This window comes from Halomicrobium mukohataei DSM 12286, assembly GCF_000023965.1.
Classification (GTDB): domain Archaea; phylum Halobacteriota; class Halobacteria; order Halobacteriales; family Haloarculaceae; genus Halomicrobium; species Halomicrobium mukohataei.
Genome location: NC_013202.1, coordinates 79,076 through 98,294 on the forward strand (window position 1 = coordinate 79,076; position 19,219 = coordinate 98,294).

Genomic DNA, 19,219 nt, shown 5'->3' on the forward strand with positions numbered 1-19,219 from the left:
CACCATTATAACCATCAACGGGGCAATCAAGCATTTGACGGACGAACGCCGCCAAGGTGATTCAAAGTTGGATACCGCCTCACAGATTGGTTGATTAAATCATCATCAAATCCGAGATTCTGAGATTCACTTCACTTCAGAACCTTCATTTTTTGAAATAACATATCCTGCGGGAGTCGATTCGTATCTCAGTTCAAGCACCTTTCTGCTAATCTTGGTCCCAAATTCGGGAAAGTAGGGGCTTGTGTCAAGTACGATACTCTCACAGTGCAATGCTTGGAGATACCCGAGCAGATATTCAGAATCATAAATTATATTGAATTTTGCATCATCTACTTTTTTCAAATCTATTGAGGGATGAAAATGAAGTCGTGAGATAATGGGGCGATCCCCGTGACTGGAGACCTCATCAGTGACCAGCCACCACTTCCCATTTGTCTGAATTCGTCTTTTATGTGTGTATAACGGTTTGAGAAATCCTTCTACCTCATACTTCCCCTCAAATTGCTTAAATGATTCGTTGCGAGACATGGTAGTTTCAGGTGCCGTCCGGCGACCCATAAGATATTGTCCACCGATTTTGATCGGATTGCAATCACCGACTTGAACTGAATTATGTGCTTTAATACTCCTCGCATACTGACGGTGAACATCATCTGCATACTGGTAGACCCCCGTATCGGTGAGTACACGGTTACCATCAAGCCACAGCAGAATGCTGAGGAGATCAATGTGAGAATGGCCAGGCAAATGGGGAGGGCCAACACATCCACCATCAACAAGCATACGATCAGCACCGCTTCCTAGCCAATAGTACCCTGAAGCTCCAAACTGGTCTGGATTGTTGTCCGCCGTAATGTCTATTTTGTCAGCATACAGTAAAATCTCTGAAATCGAAAGTACTTGATAAAACTGAGAATCATTTAATAGGGGAATCTGTCCATCTGGTGGAGTTAGGTATGTTAAAAACTCTGTCGCCTTCTCAGCACTATGTTGAATGGTCTGTGGGATGGAGTAACCATACTTGGATAAAAGTCCAATGGAAGTTAACATCCTCCTAAGAGACATAATATGATACATCGGGCTCTTTTCAAAATGACTGCCATCCCCGAGAAACTGGTTTATAGCCGTTCGCTCAAATAATTCCGTTCCGCTTCGGATCCATTCATCGGCCTGCTGAAAGATCAATCCAGCCATAAGCAAGGCCAGAGCGTTCTCAATTAGATGGTTCCCACCGACATCGGTTTCTATATGATTCTGCAGAAATAGTGCATTCTTGTACAAGTATTCTAATACTAATTGCCTAGAAGCAATCATTCCTTCACTTTCGAGCCAGGCAGAGTACCGAGAAAGAGTCATGACTCGAAGCGAGACTGCATGTGGAATCCAGTCGCGCCGAAGATATTCAGGGGTGCCAATCTGTGCCGTTGACGCCATCGTTCGGACCCATGGGTCAAGAACCTCCCGGACAACTCGTTCCCGGTCTATAGACTCCTCGGGGCTGAAGAGAAACCATTTGAGCGGTTCGAGCGATTGGTATTTGAGCCACCAGAGCAAGGGTATTCCCTCCAGTTGATCATCGTCCCAATCGATCGTCCGGTCAGCGTCAAGGGAAACTTCATGACCAATAAACGAGAGTTGTCCATTTTCAAAATGGTTTAACCGCTCTTGATAACGTTGTTTGGTCTCCGGTTCTAGACTGTCTCTGAGACGTCTTGTGTTCTCATTAATGGGACCAGCCGTCAGTTTGAGTTTATTGGGTACCTGTGCGTCATAGCGTGCGTCAAAGTCAATAGGGAGCCTTGGAAGGAGCGCGTGACGGACTTTTCGCTCAAGAATGCCCAGAACCTGCTCCCGCTGCAGTCGTCCAGCTGTGAATACTCCAAGGGCAAGTCGCTCACCCACGCTTTGAGAACGCTCGGAATAGAAATCGTTCACGGTGCTTCCTCTGTACGTGCTTGCGCCGTGGATATTTCGCCTGAGGGGGAATTTACTCTGTGCGCAAGTTGCACAAATTCATGTGCGAGGGCTTGCCGTTCATAGTTTGCCACAACAAATGTTCGTCCCCGTTCTGCAAGTTGCTTCCGGTGTTCTTTGTTACTGAGAAGTGCGTCAATTTCTCTGGCGACCGTCCGTGGCGATCCGGAGGGAACAACGCCAGCCCCAGATTCTGAAACGATCTCCTCTATTGTCCCCTGTCCGAGAGCCAGCACAGGAAGTTCACAGGCCCAATACTCGTACAGTTTTGTCGGGACTGCATACTCCAGTGAATCTTGTTCTTTGAGGGGAGCAACGCCGATGGCTGCTGTACCGAGTAACTGGGGAATTTGCTCACGCGGGACCAAGCCCATGAAATCAACTTGATCAGAGACACCGATTTTCTCCGCGAGTTCAACTAGTTCTGGTCGAAGATCGCCATCACCGACGATCCGAAACCTTACATCTGATTCCGTGTAATGAAGCGCTCGAATACAAGTTTCGAGATCCTGCCCATAGCCGAGATTCCCAGTGTATATTAGCTCCACCTCATTTGAGGACGGTTCTGGTGTGAAAACAGAGGTGTCAACACCGTTTGGAATAACGCTAATTTCCGTTTCAAAATCATAGCGCTCACGGAGCTGTGTGGTGGTCCCATGGGTTGTCACAGTGATCAAATCCGCCTGGCGAAGTGTTGCTGCTTGGTACCGCCGACTACTCTTCGTAATAATTCCGTCTTCAGAGATGAAGCCCAGATCGGACGAGACATCAATCCAGAGATCGCGGATGTCGAGAATCCAGTTAAGAGATCCCAGCATGCTGAACGGGAGAGCTACCATTCCCGTGAAAATTGGTGGCGACGTTGTAATGATGACATCATATTTTTGTCGGCGTTGAAACAGCCAGAACAGCGCGTGGGCGACGAAGGTAAAATAGTAGAGTAAGCGATCGACAAACGACGGGTCGACAGTACGAAGCTGCCACGCCCACAGACGAACGATCTCACAGCCGTTTCGAACCTCCGTTGTCTCCCAATCCCAGGACCAGTCGAAGTCACTGGCGGGATAACATGAAGGGGGTGCGATCACCGTTACCTCACACTCCTCAGCCATGTGGCTAGTCAGGTCTCCCATTCGAGATGCGTTGCCTCCCTTCTCAGGTGGGAACTTTTGGCTCACAACAAGTACATTTAATGAAGAACTACTCATTGAATTCTAAATACGAATAACGGTGAATCCCGCATCTTCCCATGTCGATTGTTCTAAAATCGCCTTCGTGTCAACGACTAACTTGGAGCCCATTCGAGATTTGAGTTTCGGTGGATCAATCTCTGTATATTCCTCGTGGTCGGTAGCAATGATGACCGCATCTGCATCGTCTGTGGCATCTGCTAGTGAGTCCAGATCCAATGTCTGATCCTGCACATGCGGATCATGAAGTTTGATCTGAATACCCGCTTCCTGCCCGCCGTCCGCGGAGATCGGAGTAGCCGTATCGCTAGGGAGCGACTGAAGTTGTCGCGCGATTTCGAGGCCAGGGCTATTCCGGATATCATCGACATTACCCTTGTATGCGACCCCGAGAATAGCAATCTGTTTGCCGGCCAACGTCCCAAGTGTCGATCCAACAAGGTCAACGATGTAGTCCACCATCCCGTCGTTAATCTCGCGGGCCGTCGAGATCAGATCCAGATTGTCTGAATTTTGTCCAAGGAACCAGGGATCAATCGGCAAACAGTGCCCACCAACTCCCGGGCCAGGCTGGTGAATCTCAACTCTGGGATGTTGGTTCGCCAGATGGATCGCCTCTCGAGAATCAATATCGTAGTCCCGCGCCAACTGGGCCAGTTCATTGGCTAGGGCAATATTGGTATCGCGGTAGGTGTTCTGGATGAGCTTGACAAACTCAGCGGTCGTTGCATTTGCCGTCGTGTGGATGTCCCCCTCGACAAACGACTCATATAGGCGGACTGCAGCCTCAGTCGAGACGCCGTTGACACCACCGATTATGCGATCATTCTCTCGTAATTCCGTGATGATATTACCCGGCAGCACGGTTTCTGGGCAGTGAATTAATGCAAAGTCGTTGCCGGCCGCTAGACCGGATTCCTCAAGTACTGGTTGTAACGTGTTGACAGTTGTTCCCGGAGGCACTGTTGACTCTAGGATTACAGAATCACCTGGGCGAAGATGAGGTGTGATAGCCTCGCCCGCGGCTTCGATATAGCTTATATCAGCGACTTTCGCTTCCTCATCGAATGGAGTGGGCACCGCAATAATGTGATACTTGGCTGGCCCTACTTCATCAGACACCTCCAGATTCCCTGACTCCAAAGCCTCTGTAACAAAGGCCTGCAGGCCTGGCTCGTCAAACGTGATTTGGCCTGCTTGGAGATCATTTACCAGCTCTTCGTCAACATCATACCCAATAACAGTGTGCCCGTAGTTTGCTAACATCGCCGCAGTTGGAAGACCAATATACCCCAACCCATGTACGCATACAGAACTCATGACTGTATCCCTCGTCCCACTGGACTTAAAATTTCAAGAATATGGTCAGCCGCCTGCCCGTCACCAAAGGGATTATCCCAAGTGGACTCCTTCTCTAGCATCTCTCTCGTGGACGTGAGTATCCGTTGTGGATCGACGCCAGCCAGTTGATTGGCCCCAAATTCGACTGTTTCAGGCCGTTCAGTGTTCTCTCGCAGGGTAACACACGGGACCCCGAGGATACAAGTCTCCTCCTGAACACCACCTGAATCAGTGAGTACTATTTTTGCTGATTTTTGTAATCGGATGAAATCGAGGTAATCTTGTGGTTCAACGAGGCGGACAGCACTCGGAGTTTCGAAATCAAATACATCCAAGCGCTCTTTGGCCCGCGGATGGATCGGATAGATCATCTCAAGGTCAAATACCTCGCCTACGCGCTGGACACCCTCTAGCAGCCCGGCAAAGCGGTCTCGTTCGTCCACGTTCTCTGCTCGGTGGGCTGTCACAAGCCCGAAGTTCTTCTCAGCTATATCAAGTTCTTCAAGAATAGTACTCTTCGTGGCGGCCAATTCTTGATTCTGCTGGACCGCATCGACGACCGTGTTGCCTGTGACATGGATCCGGTCGTCAGCGATTCCTTCCTCACGGAGATGGTCGCGGGAGGTCTCCGTGGGAGCAAACAGGTAGTCTGCGGCGTGGTCGGCTAGCACGCGGTTCGTCTCTTCGGGCATTTCCCGGTCGAAACTGCGCAGCCCGGCCTCCACGTGACCGAGTTGCATCTCCAATTTACTCGCGGCCATTGCCCCCGCAAGCACGGAGTTTGTGTCACCTTGGACAAGCACGACTTCAGGCGTTTCCTCGAGCAAAATCTCCTCAAGGCCCGCCAGCATCTCGGCCGTTTGTTGGCCGTGTGTGTTCGACCCCACACCAAGCTGATAATCCGGCGCTGGCAACTCCAGTTGGTCGAAAAACACCGTGTCGAGTGAGTCGGAGTAGTGTTGTCCGGTATGGATGACTGAATAGGATAGTTTCTGGTGCTCACAGGCTCGGATTACCGGTGCGAGCTTAATGATTTCTGGGCGCGTTCCAAGAACGATAACAATATGTGGCTGTTGTTCTGTCATGCTTGGAATCTCTATGATATTGCAAGTGCTTCGATTCGATGCCTATCCATGTTTGTCCGCCACACGTTGTGATGGCGCTGGATTGTCACCTTATGTCTCCTCCAACCGGTGTACCACTTGTGTATTCAGCGCGTGCAGAATAATACCCGTAAAGCAGGCGAACACGCCACCGAGCATGAACACCGACGACACCAGTGCGAGCCCAACCGGGAACGTCCCCGAGTTCAGGAAGTTCGACAACGTCCAGTAGGAAAATCCGATACCCGTCAGCGCACTCGCAAAACCCGGAACCCCAAGCACTGTCATCGGGCGCTTGCGCTCAATTGTAAACAGGATGTTCTTGACGAGCGTCAGCCCGTGATCGAGGGGATTGTGACTGCTGGCATCCTCTACCTCGTAGGTGATGGTCGTCCCCACTTCCTCGATGTCGAAGTCGTTGTGCTGAGCGTGATACAGAATATCCGTGCTTGCACTCATGCGGTCGCCGATCTCGTCACTGACAGCAAGCGATTCAATCGCCGTCCGATCGTACGCCCGGAACCCACTCTGGGTATCTCGGACACGCGAACGAGGTCGAATTACGCCCATGCTCAAGTTCGTCAATGCATTTACCACACCGAGCCCGAGCCGGCGGTATAGCGGTGCGTCGGTATCGCCGTCGCCGGTGAATCGACTACCGATAGCCAGTTCTGCTCCACTCTCCTGCTGGGCTTCGATCAGTTGGGGGATATCAGCTGGATCGTGCTGGCCGTCGGCGTCGATAATCACCAAGTGGTCGGCCTTGCGAACGTCGGCTTCTTCGAATGCAGTCTGAAGCGCCGCCCCGTAGCCCTGATTCTGCGCATGTTCGACGACCGTGGCACCGGCCGACTCCGCCCGAACAGCCGTCTCGTCATCACTACCGTCGTCAATAACGAGCACCTCGTCAGCGACCGCTTGGCAGTCTCCGACGACATCACCGATTGTACCGGCCTCATTGTATGCGGGAATGGCAACGAGGCACTCGGGTGTGGTGGCCTCCCCAGTATCAACATGCCCGTCCTGACGCAGCTCACCGTCCCCGACGTGATTCGAGGACATAATATCGCGATTGACGAACACGTGTTCGTATCCGTCCTCATGAGCAGCAGCTACCAGCTGCTGGCGTAACAGCTCAGGATCGGTCTCGTCGCTTTCCGGGTCAACCACCGTCGCCCCGAGTCCATCAGCGAACTCCAAGACTTCCTCATCACACGCACTCGTGTAGGTAAGGAAGACGGCATGGCCCTGGTTTTGCGCCCACAGCGTTCCCCAGGCGAGCACCTCGGTATTGTCCGGTCGTGCGACCAGCCCGATAGCCGTGTTCGTCGTGTTCTGTTCGACCCGGTCGCGAACAACCGCTGCAGGATCTATCTGTGACACCCCCGTACTGACATCCTGTAACGAGTCGTCGAGCTGTTTCATATCATACACCACCACAGTGCGACAACACGGGCAGTTTCTCCATCGCCGGCCGCAGGGTTGGCCTGTGCAATCCCACACGGACCGCTGGACAGATCAGCCGGTGCCAGCGGCACCGGGCAGTTCCTGCTCCGTTTGTTACCTGCATAGAGGACAGCATGTTGTCGTTGGATATTGGTAAAGTAACTGACTTCGATATTAGTTCTTATGGTCTCACAACATATTGCGTCGGTGAATTCCTTCGCGGTGTAGTACGACACGAGCTGGAGCTGGACGTTCGCGAGCACCGCGGCCGCTTCGGGGCGGCTCTCGGGAAACTCCAGCACCTTGTCGGCGTATCGCTCTACGTCGCTTCGCCCGTCCGTGACGGCGATGACGGGCGCGTCGCGAGCTTCCACTTCTTTGACGTTGCCGACGGTCTTGCGAGCCTGCTCGCCGTCGCCGACGACGGCCGCAAACACGGGCGTGTCCTCGGTGGCCAGCGCCAGCGGGCCGTGTTTCAGTTCGCCGGTGGCGAAGCCCTCGGCGTGTTTGTACGTAATCTCTTTCATCTTCAGTGTACCATCCAGCCCTCCCTGTCGAGGCGGGCAAATTCGCCGTCGGCCAGATAGACCTTCTTGTCCGTGTAATCGCGGAAGGCGGACACGGCGCTGGCGAGATACGTCGCGTCGTCGTCCAGCCCCAGCACGAGCGGCGAGTCGTTTCGTGCAACGAAGACGGCATCTGTGCCGGCGACGGCATAACTCCCTTCGAGTCGGTCGACGGCGGTTCGCAGCGCGGCCTCTGGCTCGGCTCCGTCGGCCGCCTCATGGCCACCGAGAGCGACGCCAGCCGAGTCGTAGCCCGGGTACTGCAGTTTCGAGAGCCCATAGACCAGCACGTCCAGTGTCTCGTCGCCGCGGCCGACACAGCTGATGATGATGATGTCACACATTATCGGACTACCTCCATCTCTCCTCGATCTGTCTGAAGGCGTGGACGCCCGCGTGCAGCGTCGCATCGGCGTCGACACGGGTGTCCACATCGAGTACGGTGTTCTGGACGGTCGCGTTCGCGCCGACGGTGACGAGCACAGAGGATGACACGCTGGAGAACCATCGTTTCGTCCAGCGCTAGCCGTCGTTCCCGCGACCTCGCCCACGCTGAACCTGAGCTTTCGGGAACGAATATGCCTCACCGGCCACCTGGAGATTGCGGTAGTAGGCGTCGAGCACCGAGGGGCCGTCGTAGGGGTCGCCGCGGCCGACGCCGACGGTGAGGACCTCGGCGTCGCCGTAGGCAGAGAGCGGCGTCGTACCGAGATCTTCGAACTGCCGACTCGCGACCGACAGTTCCTGCCAGGCGGGCTCGGCGTCGTCGTCAAGTTCCGCGCCCACGTCGCGGGTGTGCCACTGGTCGGTGGCGCGATCCTGTTCGAACTCCCTGATAATCGCCGTCAGTCGGCCGGCGAGGGCGTCGTCGACGAGGGCGGTCTCGCGATCCGTCGCAGTGGGCTGGCGCAGGATGAGCCAGGCTTCGTCCGGGCCGACGCCAACGGTCTCCTGGTCGGTGCCGACGGCGGAGACGTTCTCCTCGGTGACGAGCCACTCGTAAGAGAAGCCAGCCCCACCGCCATACGTGGCGAGATCACGAACCGTGAGTTCACGATTCGTGAGCCCGAGCATCGAGAACCCGTAGTCGAAGGTCACGTGATCGTCACCGTCGTCGTCCTCGTTCCCGCCGTTACCCTGTCCGCCACTGCCGCGGCCCTGTCCCTCGCCACCGCGGCCCGACTCCGCGGGCAGGGACGTGATGTGCAGGACCTCCCGGTCAGGCGACTGTCCCTGGCCGGGACGAGTCGGATCCGGTGCGCTCTCGACGCTCACCGCGTCACTGAGGCCGAGAATCCGACTGTCTTCGGTAAAGTCGGCCGCCGCGTGGACGCCGTTCGTCTGTGACAACAGTACGTCCATCTCCGATTCACCCTCCGCCGAGGCGGAGGAAAGCGCCGTGCTCCCGAGGAGCGTCGCACCGACTCCTTTGAGGAGCAGCCGTCGATCGATGTTCATGGGGGGATCCAGCGAAGAGAGGAGACGAACGGTGATTGTTAGCCACAGGTAAGTTTGCGATCGGAGCAGTAACGATCGCTTTGTGTGGACGACGCAGAACCCGAAGAGGACGGTCTGCGGACAAAGGCGAGCTTACGGAGAATCGAGGAGAAAGCCCCGCCCTCTAGGGCGGGGAGGATGTCAATCGGTCAGTCGTCGGACTCGATTTCGTCCCGGCCGAGAAGCGAGCGGGCTGCCGTGAGCGTCGCCGTCGCGTCGTCGCGATCCGGGCCGGTCGGCGAGAACGCGGCACGCTCGTAGGCCTCGACGATCCGTTCGAGCGCAGTCCGTTCGGCGTCGCCGAGGGATTCGCTCTGTTCGAGGAGGTCCCAGTGAGTACCCGTCGCGGAGCCGTCCAGGTAGCCGTCTCGCACGCCAGCGTACGCGGCGCGGACGGCCGCACCCGCGGCACCGCCGTCGAGGAACCGTTCCGCCCGGTCGAGTGCCGTCGCGAGCGCGTCGTCGGCAGCGGGCGTGGCCGTCCGTGTGGGCGTCGGGCGATCGACGGCATCCTCCGACTCCTCCTCGCTAGTTCGCCGCCGACGGACGAACAGCCCGCCACCGGCGAGGATCACGACACCCGCGGCGATCGTGAACCAGCGTCCGTCACCGAACAACCAGTTCACGACACCGCTCTCCGACGCGTTCACATCGGTCGAGATCGTCACCGTCGCGCGGCTCGATTCGAGGTTGGTTCCGCTCCCGTCGAAGCGAGCCCCCACGTCGACGGTCGCGTCGGATCCGTCGGTGGGGAGAGACGCGTCGAAGCGACCGTCCTCGTCGGTCCGGACCGTCGTGACGACGCTGTCGCCGCGAGTGACGCTCACCGTCTGTGAACCGACCGGCTCGCCCCCCTCGGTCGTGAGCTGGCCGGTCAGCGAGACGTTTTGCCCGCTCTCCGTGGCGTCGATCGAGAGAGCCGTCGGCGTCGTCGACACGTCGACGGTGGTGTTCGAACCAGCGGTGGTGATCGCTCGGTTCGACAGCGGCATCGACACCAGTAGCGATCGTTCGCCCGGAGACACGCGGGCGGACAGGTTCGATCGGAGCCGGACGCGCCCGCGCTCGTCGGTCGTCGCCCGGCCGAGTGAGAGGCCGTCGAGCGTCGCGGTCAGTGGAACGCCCTCGACGGGCTCGCCCTGAACTTCGAGGAGGGCGGTCCCGCCGGCCGGTCGTCCGTAGCTCGTCTCCTCGGTCGCGTTCCGGACCGTCAGCGTCGCGGCCACCTGCTCGACCTCGACGGGGAGGGTCGCGTTCGAGCCGAGATAGATCGAGGCGTCGTCTGGCACGTACTGGACCGTGACTTCCGACGCGTTGCGGGGGAGCGTGCGCGGGCGATACGAGAGGTCGAAGCGACCGTCGGCGTCGGTGGTGACCGGACGGGGACGGCCCGCGACCGTGAGCAGCAAGCGCTCGTTCGCGACGGCGGTCCCGTTCGCCATCGTGAGCCGCCCGCTCACCCGGAGCGGGTCGTCGTAGGCGATCGTTCGGGTCGCGTCGAGTACCGTCAAGTTCGTCTCGACGAACGTCTGGCGTCGCACCGTCGTCGCGGTCTCGGTGGTGTTGGTGGTGACGTTCCGGACGGCCGTCCGTTCGACAGTCGTGTCGATCCCGGTCTGGTTCCCGAGTCGGGCGTAGCCCTGCGCGACGCTGGTGCCGGTGTCGTTGATCCGGTCGCCCAGCCGTGCCATTTCGCGGGCCGCGGCTCGTGCTTCGGACGTGTTGCCCTCCCGGCGGGCCGACTGGTAGCGTTCCCGGGCTTGCTCGAAGCGCTGGAGTTGCGTCGTGAGATTGCGCTGGTTCTCGGTGACCTCGCGGTAGGTCTCGCCAGCGTCGTCGTCGCCACGGTCGCCGGTGTCACCGGCGACGTCGACGTACTGTTCGAGCCGGCTGTCGTAGTCCTCGCCCAGTGCGTCCCGTGCGCGTTCGTACTCCCCTTCGCTCAGTGCGACGGTGCTCGACGACAGTTGCTCGTCGAGGCGATCGCCGAGCCAGCGGCGGAGTTGTTGCACGTCCCCGGAGTCCGACACCGAGTCGGGGTCCTCGTGCTGGACCGTGTCGTTGGTCGTTCCGTTCGGCGTCGCCGTGGACTGAGCGACGGCAGCGTCGCTGGCGACGCCGGTGAGGCCGACACAGGCGAGACAGAGACACGCGACACAGAGGACGATCCAGCGGTTCGACACTGTCTTGCCGGGAGTATCGACCGGGTGCGTAAAAACCGTGCGCCTTTCGGGGGCGAGCCCGAGAGCGCCGGAGCTGTCGCGCGTTCGTAATGGATATCTAACGAATGAGGCGTTACTTTTCGAACGTTTCCTCGTACTCACAGGAGGGACAGCTCACGACGGTCGGTGCGTCGGCCCCACCGGGCATCGCGGTCATGTGGTCGAGGAGAGCGTCACACTGGGGACATGTGCTGGGGATCGTTTCTGGCATTAGAACGCAATTCTCACCGACTGCAAATATAATTTCTGGATCGAACTGATTATAATCTGTGACTGTTTCCCTGTGTTTGTCCGACACTGTCGAGAAAGGAACGATGGGCGTCGCTCGCCCCGGTTGACGAAACCAGTAGCTTCAATGGGACGCGAGCGAAGCAACGAGCCATGCAGGTGACGCGTCGGTACTGGACGGTCGCCGCCCTCGGGACGGCGCTTGCCGTCTGGGGCGTCGTCGTCGCGGGGCCGCTGCCCGTACTCGGAAGCGGTGCCATCGGAGCCTGGTTGCTCGTCCGACAGTACCGGTTCGTCCGATCGGCGACACGGGTACCCCAGAGAGTCAGCGTCGACCTCTCGACGCGGGACCGAGTCACGGCCGAAGAGACCGCCGAGCTGACCGTCGGTGTGACTCTCGACACCGCGATGCCGGTCCCGCTCACCGTCACCGTCGAGCCACCGGTCGGTGCGACCGGCGACCCGGCGACGGTCGCGCTCGCGCCCGGCGAACGCGAGGCGGTCGCGTCGACGGCCGTGACCTGGCCGGTCGCGGGCTCGTTCACCGTCGACGACGTGTCGCTGTCGATCTCCGACGCGGACGGGCTCTTCGCCCAGGTGGTCGATCTCGACGCCGGCCGCGAAGTCGCGGTCAGCCCGCGGGCACCCGACGATCTCCACGTCGGAGAGGGCGGAAATCCGATCGCGACCGGCTTCGGCGAGCAGGCGTCGAGCCAGATCGGTACCGGCATCGAGCCCGCCGAGATCCGGGAGTACGTGCCCGGCGACGCCGTCCGACAGATCGACTGGAAGGCGACGGCACGGCTCGACCAGCCACACGTCATGGAGTTCGAGGGCGGCGCGGACCGGCAGACTATCCTGGTGTTCGACCACCGCGCGTCGATGGGCGACGGACGAGCCGGGACGACCAAACTCGACTACGCGAGACAGCTCGCGGTCGCGATCGTCGACCGAGCACGCACCGACGACGACGGGCTCGGCTACTACGCCGTCGGCGACGACGGCGTGACGACGGCGATCAGCCCGCTGGTCAGAACCGACGCCTGGGCCACGGTCCGAACGAAGCTGCTCGCGGCCGCGACGACCGACGGTCGGTCCGGCGGCGTCGGACCCGGACGGTCGCCGAACACACGGCTCGCCAGCCGAGTCGCGAGCGACGATTCGGCGTTTGGACGGACGCTCGAACCGTTTCTGTCGGAAGGTGGGGCGTACCAGCAGCGCTTCGACGCACAGCCGCTGGCGGGCGCGATCAGGACGGCCGAGTACCCCAGTGACATCGTCGTCCGGACGGTCATCGTGACCGACGACAGCCGCCCGGACGAACTGCGAGCGGCGGTCCGGCGTGCCAGCCGGAACGGCAGCACCGTCGCGGTCTTCATGACGCCGACGGCGCTGTTCGAGTCGAGCGAACTCACCGATCTCGCTGGGGCCTACAGCGACTACGTCGCCTTCGAGGAGTTCCGGCGCGAACTCGCCGGCATGGAGGGCGTCGACGCCTACGAGATCGGCCCCGGTGACCGACTCTCGGCGGTGCTGTCGGCGGGCCGAACGCGGCGACGGAGGGAGTCGGCGTGAGCGTCGAGGACGGCCCCGAGGGCCTGGGCGGTGCCCTCGCCGCGGATTCGAGAACGGCCCCGGCCGTCGTGGGGGCGGGTGCGTTGCTGAGCGTTCTCACGGGCTGGCTCGTCGCCGGACTCGGCGGCGCACTGGCTGGCGTGGTCGTCGTGGCCGCTTGGCTCGTCGTCTCTCCGATCGTCGTCCTCGCGCTGGGGTACGTGCTGCTGGCTGCGGTCCTGCCGGAGAACGCGCCGCTCGCGACCCTCGGGCTCGCCCAGGCCCCCATGGTCGTCGTGTTCGCCGGCAGCGTCCTCGACGCCGACAGGCCGATTCGAACGCTCTGGCAGGGCGTCGTCGCGCTGACGGCGCTGTCGCTCGTCGTCGCGGGTAGTATCGCAACGTTCGGGACGCGCTGGCAGGTGGCCGCGGTCCTCGTCGCCGTGGTCGCCGTCGCCGGCTACGGACTGCACCGCTACACTGTCGCGACACTGGAGGTCACCGATGAGTACTGATCACGCGACCGAACACCAGCAGACGACGGACGAATCGACACCCGACGACGAGCTGTCGCCGGAGTTAGCGGCACGACTGGAGACGCTGCGAGCCGAGAACGAACGACTCCGGTCGTCGTACGCTCGTGCCCGCCAGAGCCAGTACCGACAGACCGCGATCGGCTTCGCCGCCGTCGGCCTCGTCGCGACGATCGGGGGCGTCGTCTTTCCCTCGACCCGGACGATACTGCTCGCACTGGGCGGGACCGGCGTGTTCGCCGCCGTCCTGACGTGGTTCGTCACGCCCGAGCGGTTCGTCTCGGCCTCGGTCGGCGACGCCGTCTACGAGGCGCTGGCCCGCAATCACGAACGGCTCTGTCGGGAGCTCGGTCTCACCGACAGGCGGATATACGTCCCGACCGCCGATCCGGCGACCGGCGTCCGCCTGTTCGTTCCACAGCAGACGCCGTTCGAGATTCCAGATGCAGACGACCTGTCGGCGCTGTTCGTCGTCACGGACGAGGCGGCGACGCGCGGTGTGGCGCTGCGCCCGACCGGCGAGACGCTGTTCGGGGAGTTCGAGTCGGCGCTGAGCGGATCGTTAGCGGACACGCCCGACGAGATCGCGACGCAGGTTCGCGCGGCGATCGTCGAGCAGTTCGAGATCGCCGACGCCGTCGAGCTGGACCTCGACCGAGCGGACGGCAGACTCACGGTGTCGGTCGACGACAGCGTCTACGGCGACCTCGGTCGATTCGATCACCCGATCGTCTCGATCGCGGCCGTCGCCCTCGCACGCGGACTCGAACGGCCGATTCGAGCCGAACTTGCCGGCGAGGAGAACGTGGCGACACTGCGCTGGGAGCCCGCTCAAGCGGGCGACGACGAGACTGCTGTCGACGAGACGAGTGACAGCGAGACCGACGACGACGGCGAGTAAGCGGACCTATTCCACGCTGCCGCCGTCCGTGGCGCTCTCTTCGACATCTGCCATCTCCGTGGCGGCGGCCAGCTCTGTCTCGGAGTCGCCGCCGGGCGGTGTCACGTCCGCCAGGACATCATCGATCACCGACGCCGGAGACACGTCGCTCAGCTCCGCGTCGGCCGTCAGAACGAGCCGGTGAAGCAAGACCGCGCGGGCGAGCGCCTTCACGTCGTCCGGAATGACGTACTCGCGGCCGTGGATCGCCGCGCGAGCCTTCGCGACGTTGAGCAGTCCGAGCGACGCGCGCATCGATCCCCCGTGTTCGACATCGGGATGGTCTCGGGTCGCCGCGACCAGATCGAGCACGTATTCGCGAACGCTGTCGGCGACGTGAACGTCGCTCACGACCTCGCGTGCGGCGGTCAGAGTCTCGGTGTCGACGACCTGTTCGACGCTCTCGGCGTCCAGCTCTGGAGCGTCGTTGAAGCGGTCGAGGACGCGTCGCTCCTCGTCTCGATCGGGGATGTCGACGGTGAGCTTCAGCAGGAAGCGGTCGCGCTGGGCCTCCGGCAACTCGAAGGTCCCCTCCATCTCGATGGGGTTCTGCGTGGCGATGACCACGAACGGATCGGGGAGCGCGAGCGTCTCGCCCTCGATGGTGACGTGGCCCTCTTCCATGGCCTCCAGGAGCGCCGACTGGGTTTTCGGCGTCGCGCGGTTGATCTCGTCGGCGACGACGAGGTTGGCGAAGATCGGCCCCTTCTGGAGCTGGAACTCGCCGGTCTGGCTGCGGTAGACGCTGGTTCCTGTGATGTCGGCCGGCAGCAGGTCCGGCGTCATCTGGACGCGCGTGTACGCGAGCCCGCTCGCGCGAGCGAACGACTGTGCGAGCGTCGTCTTCGCGACACCGGGGACGCCTTCGAGGAGGACGTGGCCCCGGCTCAGCAAAGCGATCGTGAGGTGTTCGACGAGTTCGTCGTGTCCCACGAGCACCGTCCCGACCTCGTCGCGGACGGTCTCGTACAGGGCGGCTGGCTCAGTCATTGCCATCACCTTCCGCCCGTCGCTCCATAATGGCTTGCGTTACGCGCTCGACGCGCTCGGCGTCCCACTCGGGGTGGCGAGCCGTCACGCCGCGGACGATCGCCGCTCGGTCGCGTGGCGGTCGGGCCGGATCGTCCGAGCCGAAGCGGCGTCTCAGCGCCGACACTGCGTCCAACAGGGCAACGTGACCGGCCAGGACTCCGAGCAGCGCCGTTCCGACGACCGCCTGTAAGAGCGCCGACCCGCGGAGCGAAAGCACCAGCGCCTGAAGCGGGGGGAGGCTGCCCGCGTGGGACACGTCGAGGACGACGGTGTCCGAGCCCGCCAGGAGGGCGTGGCTAAACGCGCGGTTGTCGCCGCGTTCGAGCATCGCGTTGATGAACACGCTCGGGTCACTGACGGCGATCACCCGGCCCTCGCCGACGCGTTCGGCCGTGGCGACCGGGTACCGGGCGACCGTCTCGTCGTCGTCCAGTTCCTCGTTGCCGTTCCGGTCGAGGTAGGCGTAGGGAGAACTCGCCGCGAGGACCGTCGCGTTCGTCGCTCGAACGGCTCGCATCGTCTCGTTTGGAGCGCCGGTGTCGGTGGTGCCGGCCGCGCGGACCGCCGTCCCGTGGTTCAGGACGATCGTCTCGACGCTGTCGTTGTCCAGTCCGACCGCCGTGGCGACCGGCAGCGCCGGCCCGTTCTCGTAGCGGCGTTCGTCCCGCAGCGAAGCGCCGTCGAACCGGGTCTGGGCCCCGACGCTCCGGAGCAACCGGTTCCCGTTTGGCCCCACGTCTTCGGCGACCAGCAGCGTGCCCCCGGCCTCGACGAACCGTCGGATCGATCGGCGCTCCCGCTCGCTGTACTGCTCGGCGGGCGAGAGGATCACGGCCAGCGTCCCCTCGGCGTCGGCGGGGTCGTAGACGCTCGTGTTCTGCCCGATCGACAGCTCCTCGGCGTCGTCTGCGGCCAGCGAGCGGAACTCGCTGGTCCCGTCCCAGGCCGGGTTGTACGAGCCGAAGGCACCGCCCGACGTGCTCCCGGCGACGAGCAGTCCGAGAGTGACGACGACGGCGAAGCCGGCCAGCACGACGCGCGGGTAGTCGACGGCCACGTCAGAGCACCCCCGGTGGTAGGATGGCGAGAATGCGCCTGATGACGACGTAGCCGAACGCGAGCAAACCGAGCAGGACGAGCCACTTGAGGCGGGCCCGCCAGTGTGGCATCACCTCGAAGGGAGCCGTCAGCTCGATCACGACCAGAAAGCCGATCAGCGAGACGACGAAGAACAGTTCCAGAGACAGCGAGCCAAGCAGCGCCAGCGCGACGATCGTCGCGCTCATCCAGGCGACCTGGCCGACGACGAACCGCTGGCGGCGCGGCGTTGTCATTGGCGCAATCGAACGGTCGGCGAGGGTATAAGGTACCGGGATACAGCGCGAAGGAACAGGGTATTGTCGCTGGAACGTCTCCCGTGTCGTATGTGGCCGTGGGGACACCTCGCCGTCGGCTATCTCTGTTACTCGCTGCTGGCCCGGGCGACAGATCGGCGCGTGTCGCTGGTCGCGGTCGTCGCCGTGGCGGCGGGCACGCAGTTCCCGGACCTGATCGACAAGCCACTCGCCTGGACGGTCGCCGTGTTACCCAACGGCCGATCGCTGGCTCACTCGCTGATCACGGCAGCGGTCGTCGGCGTCGCCCTCGTCGCCGTCGCACGCGCCGTCGACGCACGCGACGAGTCCCGACCGCTCGGGGCCGACGGTGGCACTACCGCGATCCGTCCGACTGCGCTCCACCTCGCCGGCGCGTTCGTGCTGGGCTACGGCACACACCTCCTGAGCGACGGACTCCATGCGATCGTCGACGGCGATTTCGCCATGCTGGCCTATCTGGCGTGGCCGCTGGTCCCGGCGATCGAGTACGGCGGTCCGAAGAGCTTCGTCGGACACGTCGCGTCCCTGGAGCTGACGCCGTTTCTCGCACTGGAGTTCCTGCTGGTCGGCGTGTCGCTCCTCGTCTGGAACGCCGACGGCAGACCGGGTCTGGGACGGATTGTACAAGCCATCAGACGGTAGCCGTCGACGGATACACGCATAGATGGGCACGTTAGCTCATGAATGGGGCCGTCAAAGTGTCGACAGGACGCCTATCGAGAGATCTGACAGCTATTGATCCAGTAATGTGAGAGAGGCGTTCCTGTACCTGAGAATATCTGTCCAAACACCCACATCAACAGCCACCTTCGAAAATACAACCCCATAAGTGGTTATCGAGAGACAGAATAGCGGTTCTGGCCACGGTCGTCGACACCGACTATCCGCCCGTGCTCGACGGGAGAGAAACGCCTCCTTCGAGACGTGACCGATGGAAGACCGAAACCGTCACCTATTCAACTTCCCGTGTTGTTACCCGACTACTATGGGTCTGTCACCAGACGGGAGAGTCGAACAGACGGATATCTATCGCGAACTCGGGGTCCGGGAGGTCGTCAACGCCGCCGGGACGAAGACACGGATCGGGGGCAGCCTGATTCGGGAAGAAGCACTCGAAGCGATGAACAGCGCGGCCGAGGGGTTCGTCGAACTCGGTGACCTGCAGGCGCGGGCCAGCGAACTGATCCGCGATGTCACCGGGGCCGAAGCGGGATACGTCACCTCGGGGGCCGACGCCGGTCTCCTGCTGGGCGCGGCCGCCGCCATCGCCGGCTCGGACGTACAGGCGATGGATCGGCTGCCCGACACCGACGGGCTGGCCGACGAGATCGTCATGCCCCGCACCCACCGGACGGGCTACGATCACGCGCTGCGGGCCGCGGGCGCGACGATCGTCGACGTGGGGACCAACGACTTCCACCTCGGGACGGGCGCGACCAACGTCGAGCCCTGGGAGATCGAGCGCGCCATCGGCGAAGAGACCGCCGCCGTCGGCTACGTCCAGAAGAGCTACACCCAGCCGGACCTCGAGACGGTCGTCGAGATCGCTCACGACCACGACGTGCCGGTGATCGTCGACGCCGCCGCGGAGGTGCCCCCGATCGACAACCTCGAACGGTTCGTCGAGACCGGCGCGGACCTCGTCGTGTTCAGCGGCGGGAAAGCCATCCGCGGCCCCCAGACGACCGGGATCGTCGCGGGTCGCAAGGATCTGATCCAGTCGATCGCGCTCCAGCACCTCGATATGCACGTCGCCCGCGAGGCCTGGGACCCGCCGCGTGAACTGATCGACCCGGACAGCGTCGACGGCGTCCCGCGCCAGGGAATCGGCCGACCGATGAAAGTCGGCAAGGAGGAGCTGGCCGGACTGATCCGCGCACTGGAGGTGTTCGTCGATCTCGACTACGACGCGCTCAGTGCCGAGTGGCAGCGCCAGGCCGAGCGCGCGGCCGACGCGCTGAACGCGGAAGACCACCTGACCGCCACCGTCAGCGGCGGCGAGGGCGAGAACGTCTCGCCGGTCACCGAGGTCACCCTCGACGAGACGCTGTCGGCCGTCGAACTGGTCAAAGCCCTCCGCGACGAGGACCCTCGCGTCTACGTCGGCGCGGACGGGATGGGCGACAACGAGATCGCGATCAATCCGATGTGTCTCGACGACGAGGAACTGGACTACGTCGTCGAACGCATCCGCGACAATCTCTAGGCGGCCAT

Annotated in this window: 18 protein-coding genes and 1 pseudogene; 5 read left to right on the plus strand and 14 right to left on the minus strand. The window is 61.7% G+C overall.

Translation table 11 applies throughout. The annotated features are described in order from the left end of the window. Positions 1–126: 126 nt before the first annotated feature. The 11 genes and pseudogenes from HMUK_RS16520 to HMUK_RS17395 all read right to left on the minus strand — a co-directional run bounded on the left by HMUK_RS16520 (position 127) and on the right by HMUK_RS17395 (position 11,553). On the minus strand, positions 127–1,938 hold the full coding sequence (locus HMUK_RS16520) for a heparinase II/III family protein (protein WP_012807616.1): 1,812 nt from the start codon (positions 1,936–1,938) through the stop codon (positions 127–129). After that, positions 1,935–3,185, minus strand: a complete 1,251-nt coding sequence (locus HMUK_RS16525) for a glycosyltransferase family 4 protein (protein ID WP_012807617.1) — start codon at positions 3,183–3,185, stop codon at positions 1,935–1,937. Before HMUK_RS16525 ends, HMUK_RS16520 begins: the two co-directional genes overlap by 4 nt. A gap of 6 nt (positions 3,186–3,191) precedes the next feature. Beyond that, positions 3,192–4,487 (minus strand): nucleotide sugar dehydrogenase, encoded by a 1,296-nt coding sequence (locus HMUK_RS00355; RefSeq protein ID WP_012807618.1) that lies wholly within the window; start codon positions 4,485–4,487, stop codon positions 3,192–3,194. Next, the gene (wecB, locus tag HMUK_RS00360; RefSeq protein WP_012807619.1) at positions 4,484–5,593 is read right to left on the minus strand and encodes a non-hydrolyzing UDP-N-acetylglucosamine 2-epimerase; all 1,110 of its coding nucleotides are present in this window, start codon (positions 5,591–5,593) and stop codon (positions 4,484–4,486) included. Before wecB ends, HMUK_RS00355 begins: the two co-directional genes overlap by 4 nt. A gap of 90 nt (positions 5,594–5,683) precedes the next feature. Further along, a complete protein-coding gene (locus tag HMUK_RS00365) occupies positions 5,684–7,036 on the minus strand; it encodes a glycosyltransferase family 2 protein (RefSeq protein ID WP_012807620.1) in 1,353 nt (450 codons plus the stop codon). Between the two features lie 239 nt (positions 7,037–7,275). Next, a pseudogene (locus tag HMUK_RS18185) lies at positions 7,276–7,602 on the minus strand (SIS domain-containing protein); the annotation flags it as partial. Further along, on the minus strand, positions 7,587–7,967 hold the full coding sequence (locus HMUK_RS18190) for a hypothetical protein (protein WP_049940693.1): 381 nt from the start codon (positions 7,965–7,967) through the stop codon (positions 7,587–7,589). The pseudogene HMUK_RS18185 and the gene HMUK_RS18190, both read right to left, overlap by 16 nt. 7 nt (positions 7,968–7,974) lie before the next feature. Continuing rightward, complete coding sequence (locus HMUK_RS17985) at positions 7,975–8,106, minus strand: hypothetical protein (RefSeq protein ID WP_262983434.1); 132 nt, start codon at positions 8,104–8,106, stop codon at positions 7,975–7,977. 39 nt (positions 8,107–8,145) lie between these two features. Continuing rightward, positions 8,146–9,081 (minus strand): hypothetical protein, encoded by a 936-nt coding sequence (locus tag HMUK_RS00380; protein WP_012807621.1) that lies wholly within the window; start codon positions 9,079–9,081, stop codon positions 8,146–8,148. 188 nt (positions 9,082–9,269) lie between these two features. Continuing rightward, on the minus strand, positions 9,270–11,303 hold the full coding sequence (locus HMUK_RS00385; RefSeq protein WP_012807622.1) for a COG1361 family protein: 2,034 nt from the start codon (positions 11,301–11,303) through the stop codon (positions 9,270–9,272). Between the two features lie 112 nt (positions 11,304–11,415). Next, positions 11,416–11,553 (minus strand): hypothetical protein, encoded by a 138-nt coding sequence (locus HMUK_RS17395; protein WP_012807623.1) that lies wholly within the window; start codon positions 11,551–11,553, stop codon positions 11,416–11,418. Positions 11,554–11,723: 170 nt separating this feature from the next. Here HMUK_RS17395 and HMUK_RS00390 point away from each other — a divergent pair, with 170 nt between their 5' ends. The 3 genes from HMUK_RS00390 to HMUK_RS00400 are packed head-to-tail and all read left to right on the plus strand — an operon-like array spanning position 11,724 to position 14,558. Next, positions 11,724–13,145, plus strand: a complete 1,422-nt coding sequence (locus tag HMUK_RS00390) for a DUF58 domain-containing protein (RefSeq protein ID WP_012807624.1) — start codon at positions 11,724–11,726, stop codon at positions 13,143–13,145. Next, positions 13,142–13,639 carry a hypothetical protein gene (locus tag HMUK_RS00395; protein ID WP_012807625.1) on the plus strand — a complete coding sequence of 166 codons (498 nt, stop codon included), beginning with the start codon at positions 13,142–13,144 and terminating at the stop codon, positions 13,637–13,639. Before HMUK_RS00390 ends, HMUK_RS00395 begins: the two co-directional genes overlap by 4 nt. After that, a complete protein-coding gene (locus HMUK_RS00400; RefSeq protein WP_012807626.1) occupies positions 13,629–14,558 on the plus strand; it encodes a hypothetical protein in 930 nt (309 codons plus the stop codon). Before HMUK_RS00395 ends, HMUK_RS00400 begins: the two co-directional genes overlap by 11 nt. 6 nt (positions 14,559–14,564) lie before the next feature. On the opposite strand, the gene HMUK_RS00405 is transcribed toward HMUK_RS00400, so the two are convergent. From HMUK_RS00405 to HMUK_RS00415, 3 genes are read right to left on the minus strand one after another with little or no spacing between them, the layout of a single operon-like run. Then, positions 14,565–15,587, minus strand: coding sequence for an AAA family ATPase (locus HMUK_RS00405; protein ID WP_049940694.1), 1,023 nt, complete (start codon positions 15,585–15,587; stop codon positions 14,565–14,567). After that, complete coding sequence (locus tag HMUK_RS00410) at positions 15,580–16,686, minus strand: DUF4350 domain-containing protein (protein WP_012807628.1); 1,107 nt, start codon at positions 16,684–16,686, stop codon at positions 15,580–15,582. Before HMUK_RS00410 ends, HMUK_RS00405 begins: the two co-directional genes overlap by 8 nt. 1 nt (position 16,687) lies before the next feature. After that, a complete protein-coding gene (locus tag HMUK_RS00415) occupies positions 16,688–16,963 on the minus strand; it encodes a hypothetical protein (RefSeq protein ID WP_012807629.1) in 276 nt (91 codons plus the stop codon). A 90-nt stretch (positions 16,964–17,053) separates the two neighbouring features. Here HMUK_RS00415 and HMUK_RS00420 point away from each other — a divergent pair, with 90 nt between their 5' ends. Next, positions 17,054–17,647 (plus strand): metal-dependent hydrolase, encoded by a 594-nt coding sequence (locus tag HMUK_RS00420; RefSeq protein ID WP_012807630.1) that lies wholly within the window; start codon positions 17,054–17,056, stop codon positions 17,645–17,647. A 343-nt stretch (positions 17,648–17,990) separates the two neighbouring features. Then, a complete protein-coding gene (locus HMUK_RS00425; protein ID WP_012807631.1) occupies positions 17,991–19,211 on the plus strand; it encodes an aminotransferase class V-fold PLP-dependent enzyme in 1,221 nt (406 codons plus the stop codon). Positions 19,212–19,219 lie beyond the last annotated feature (8 nt).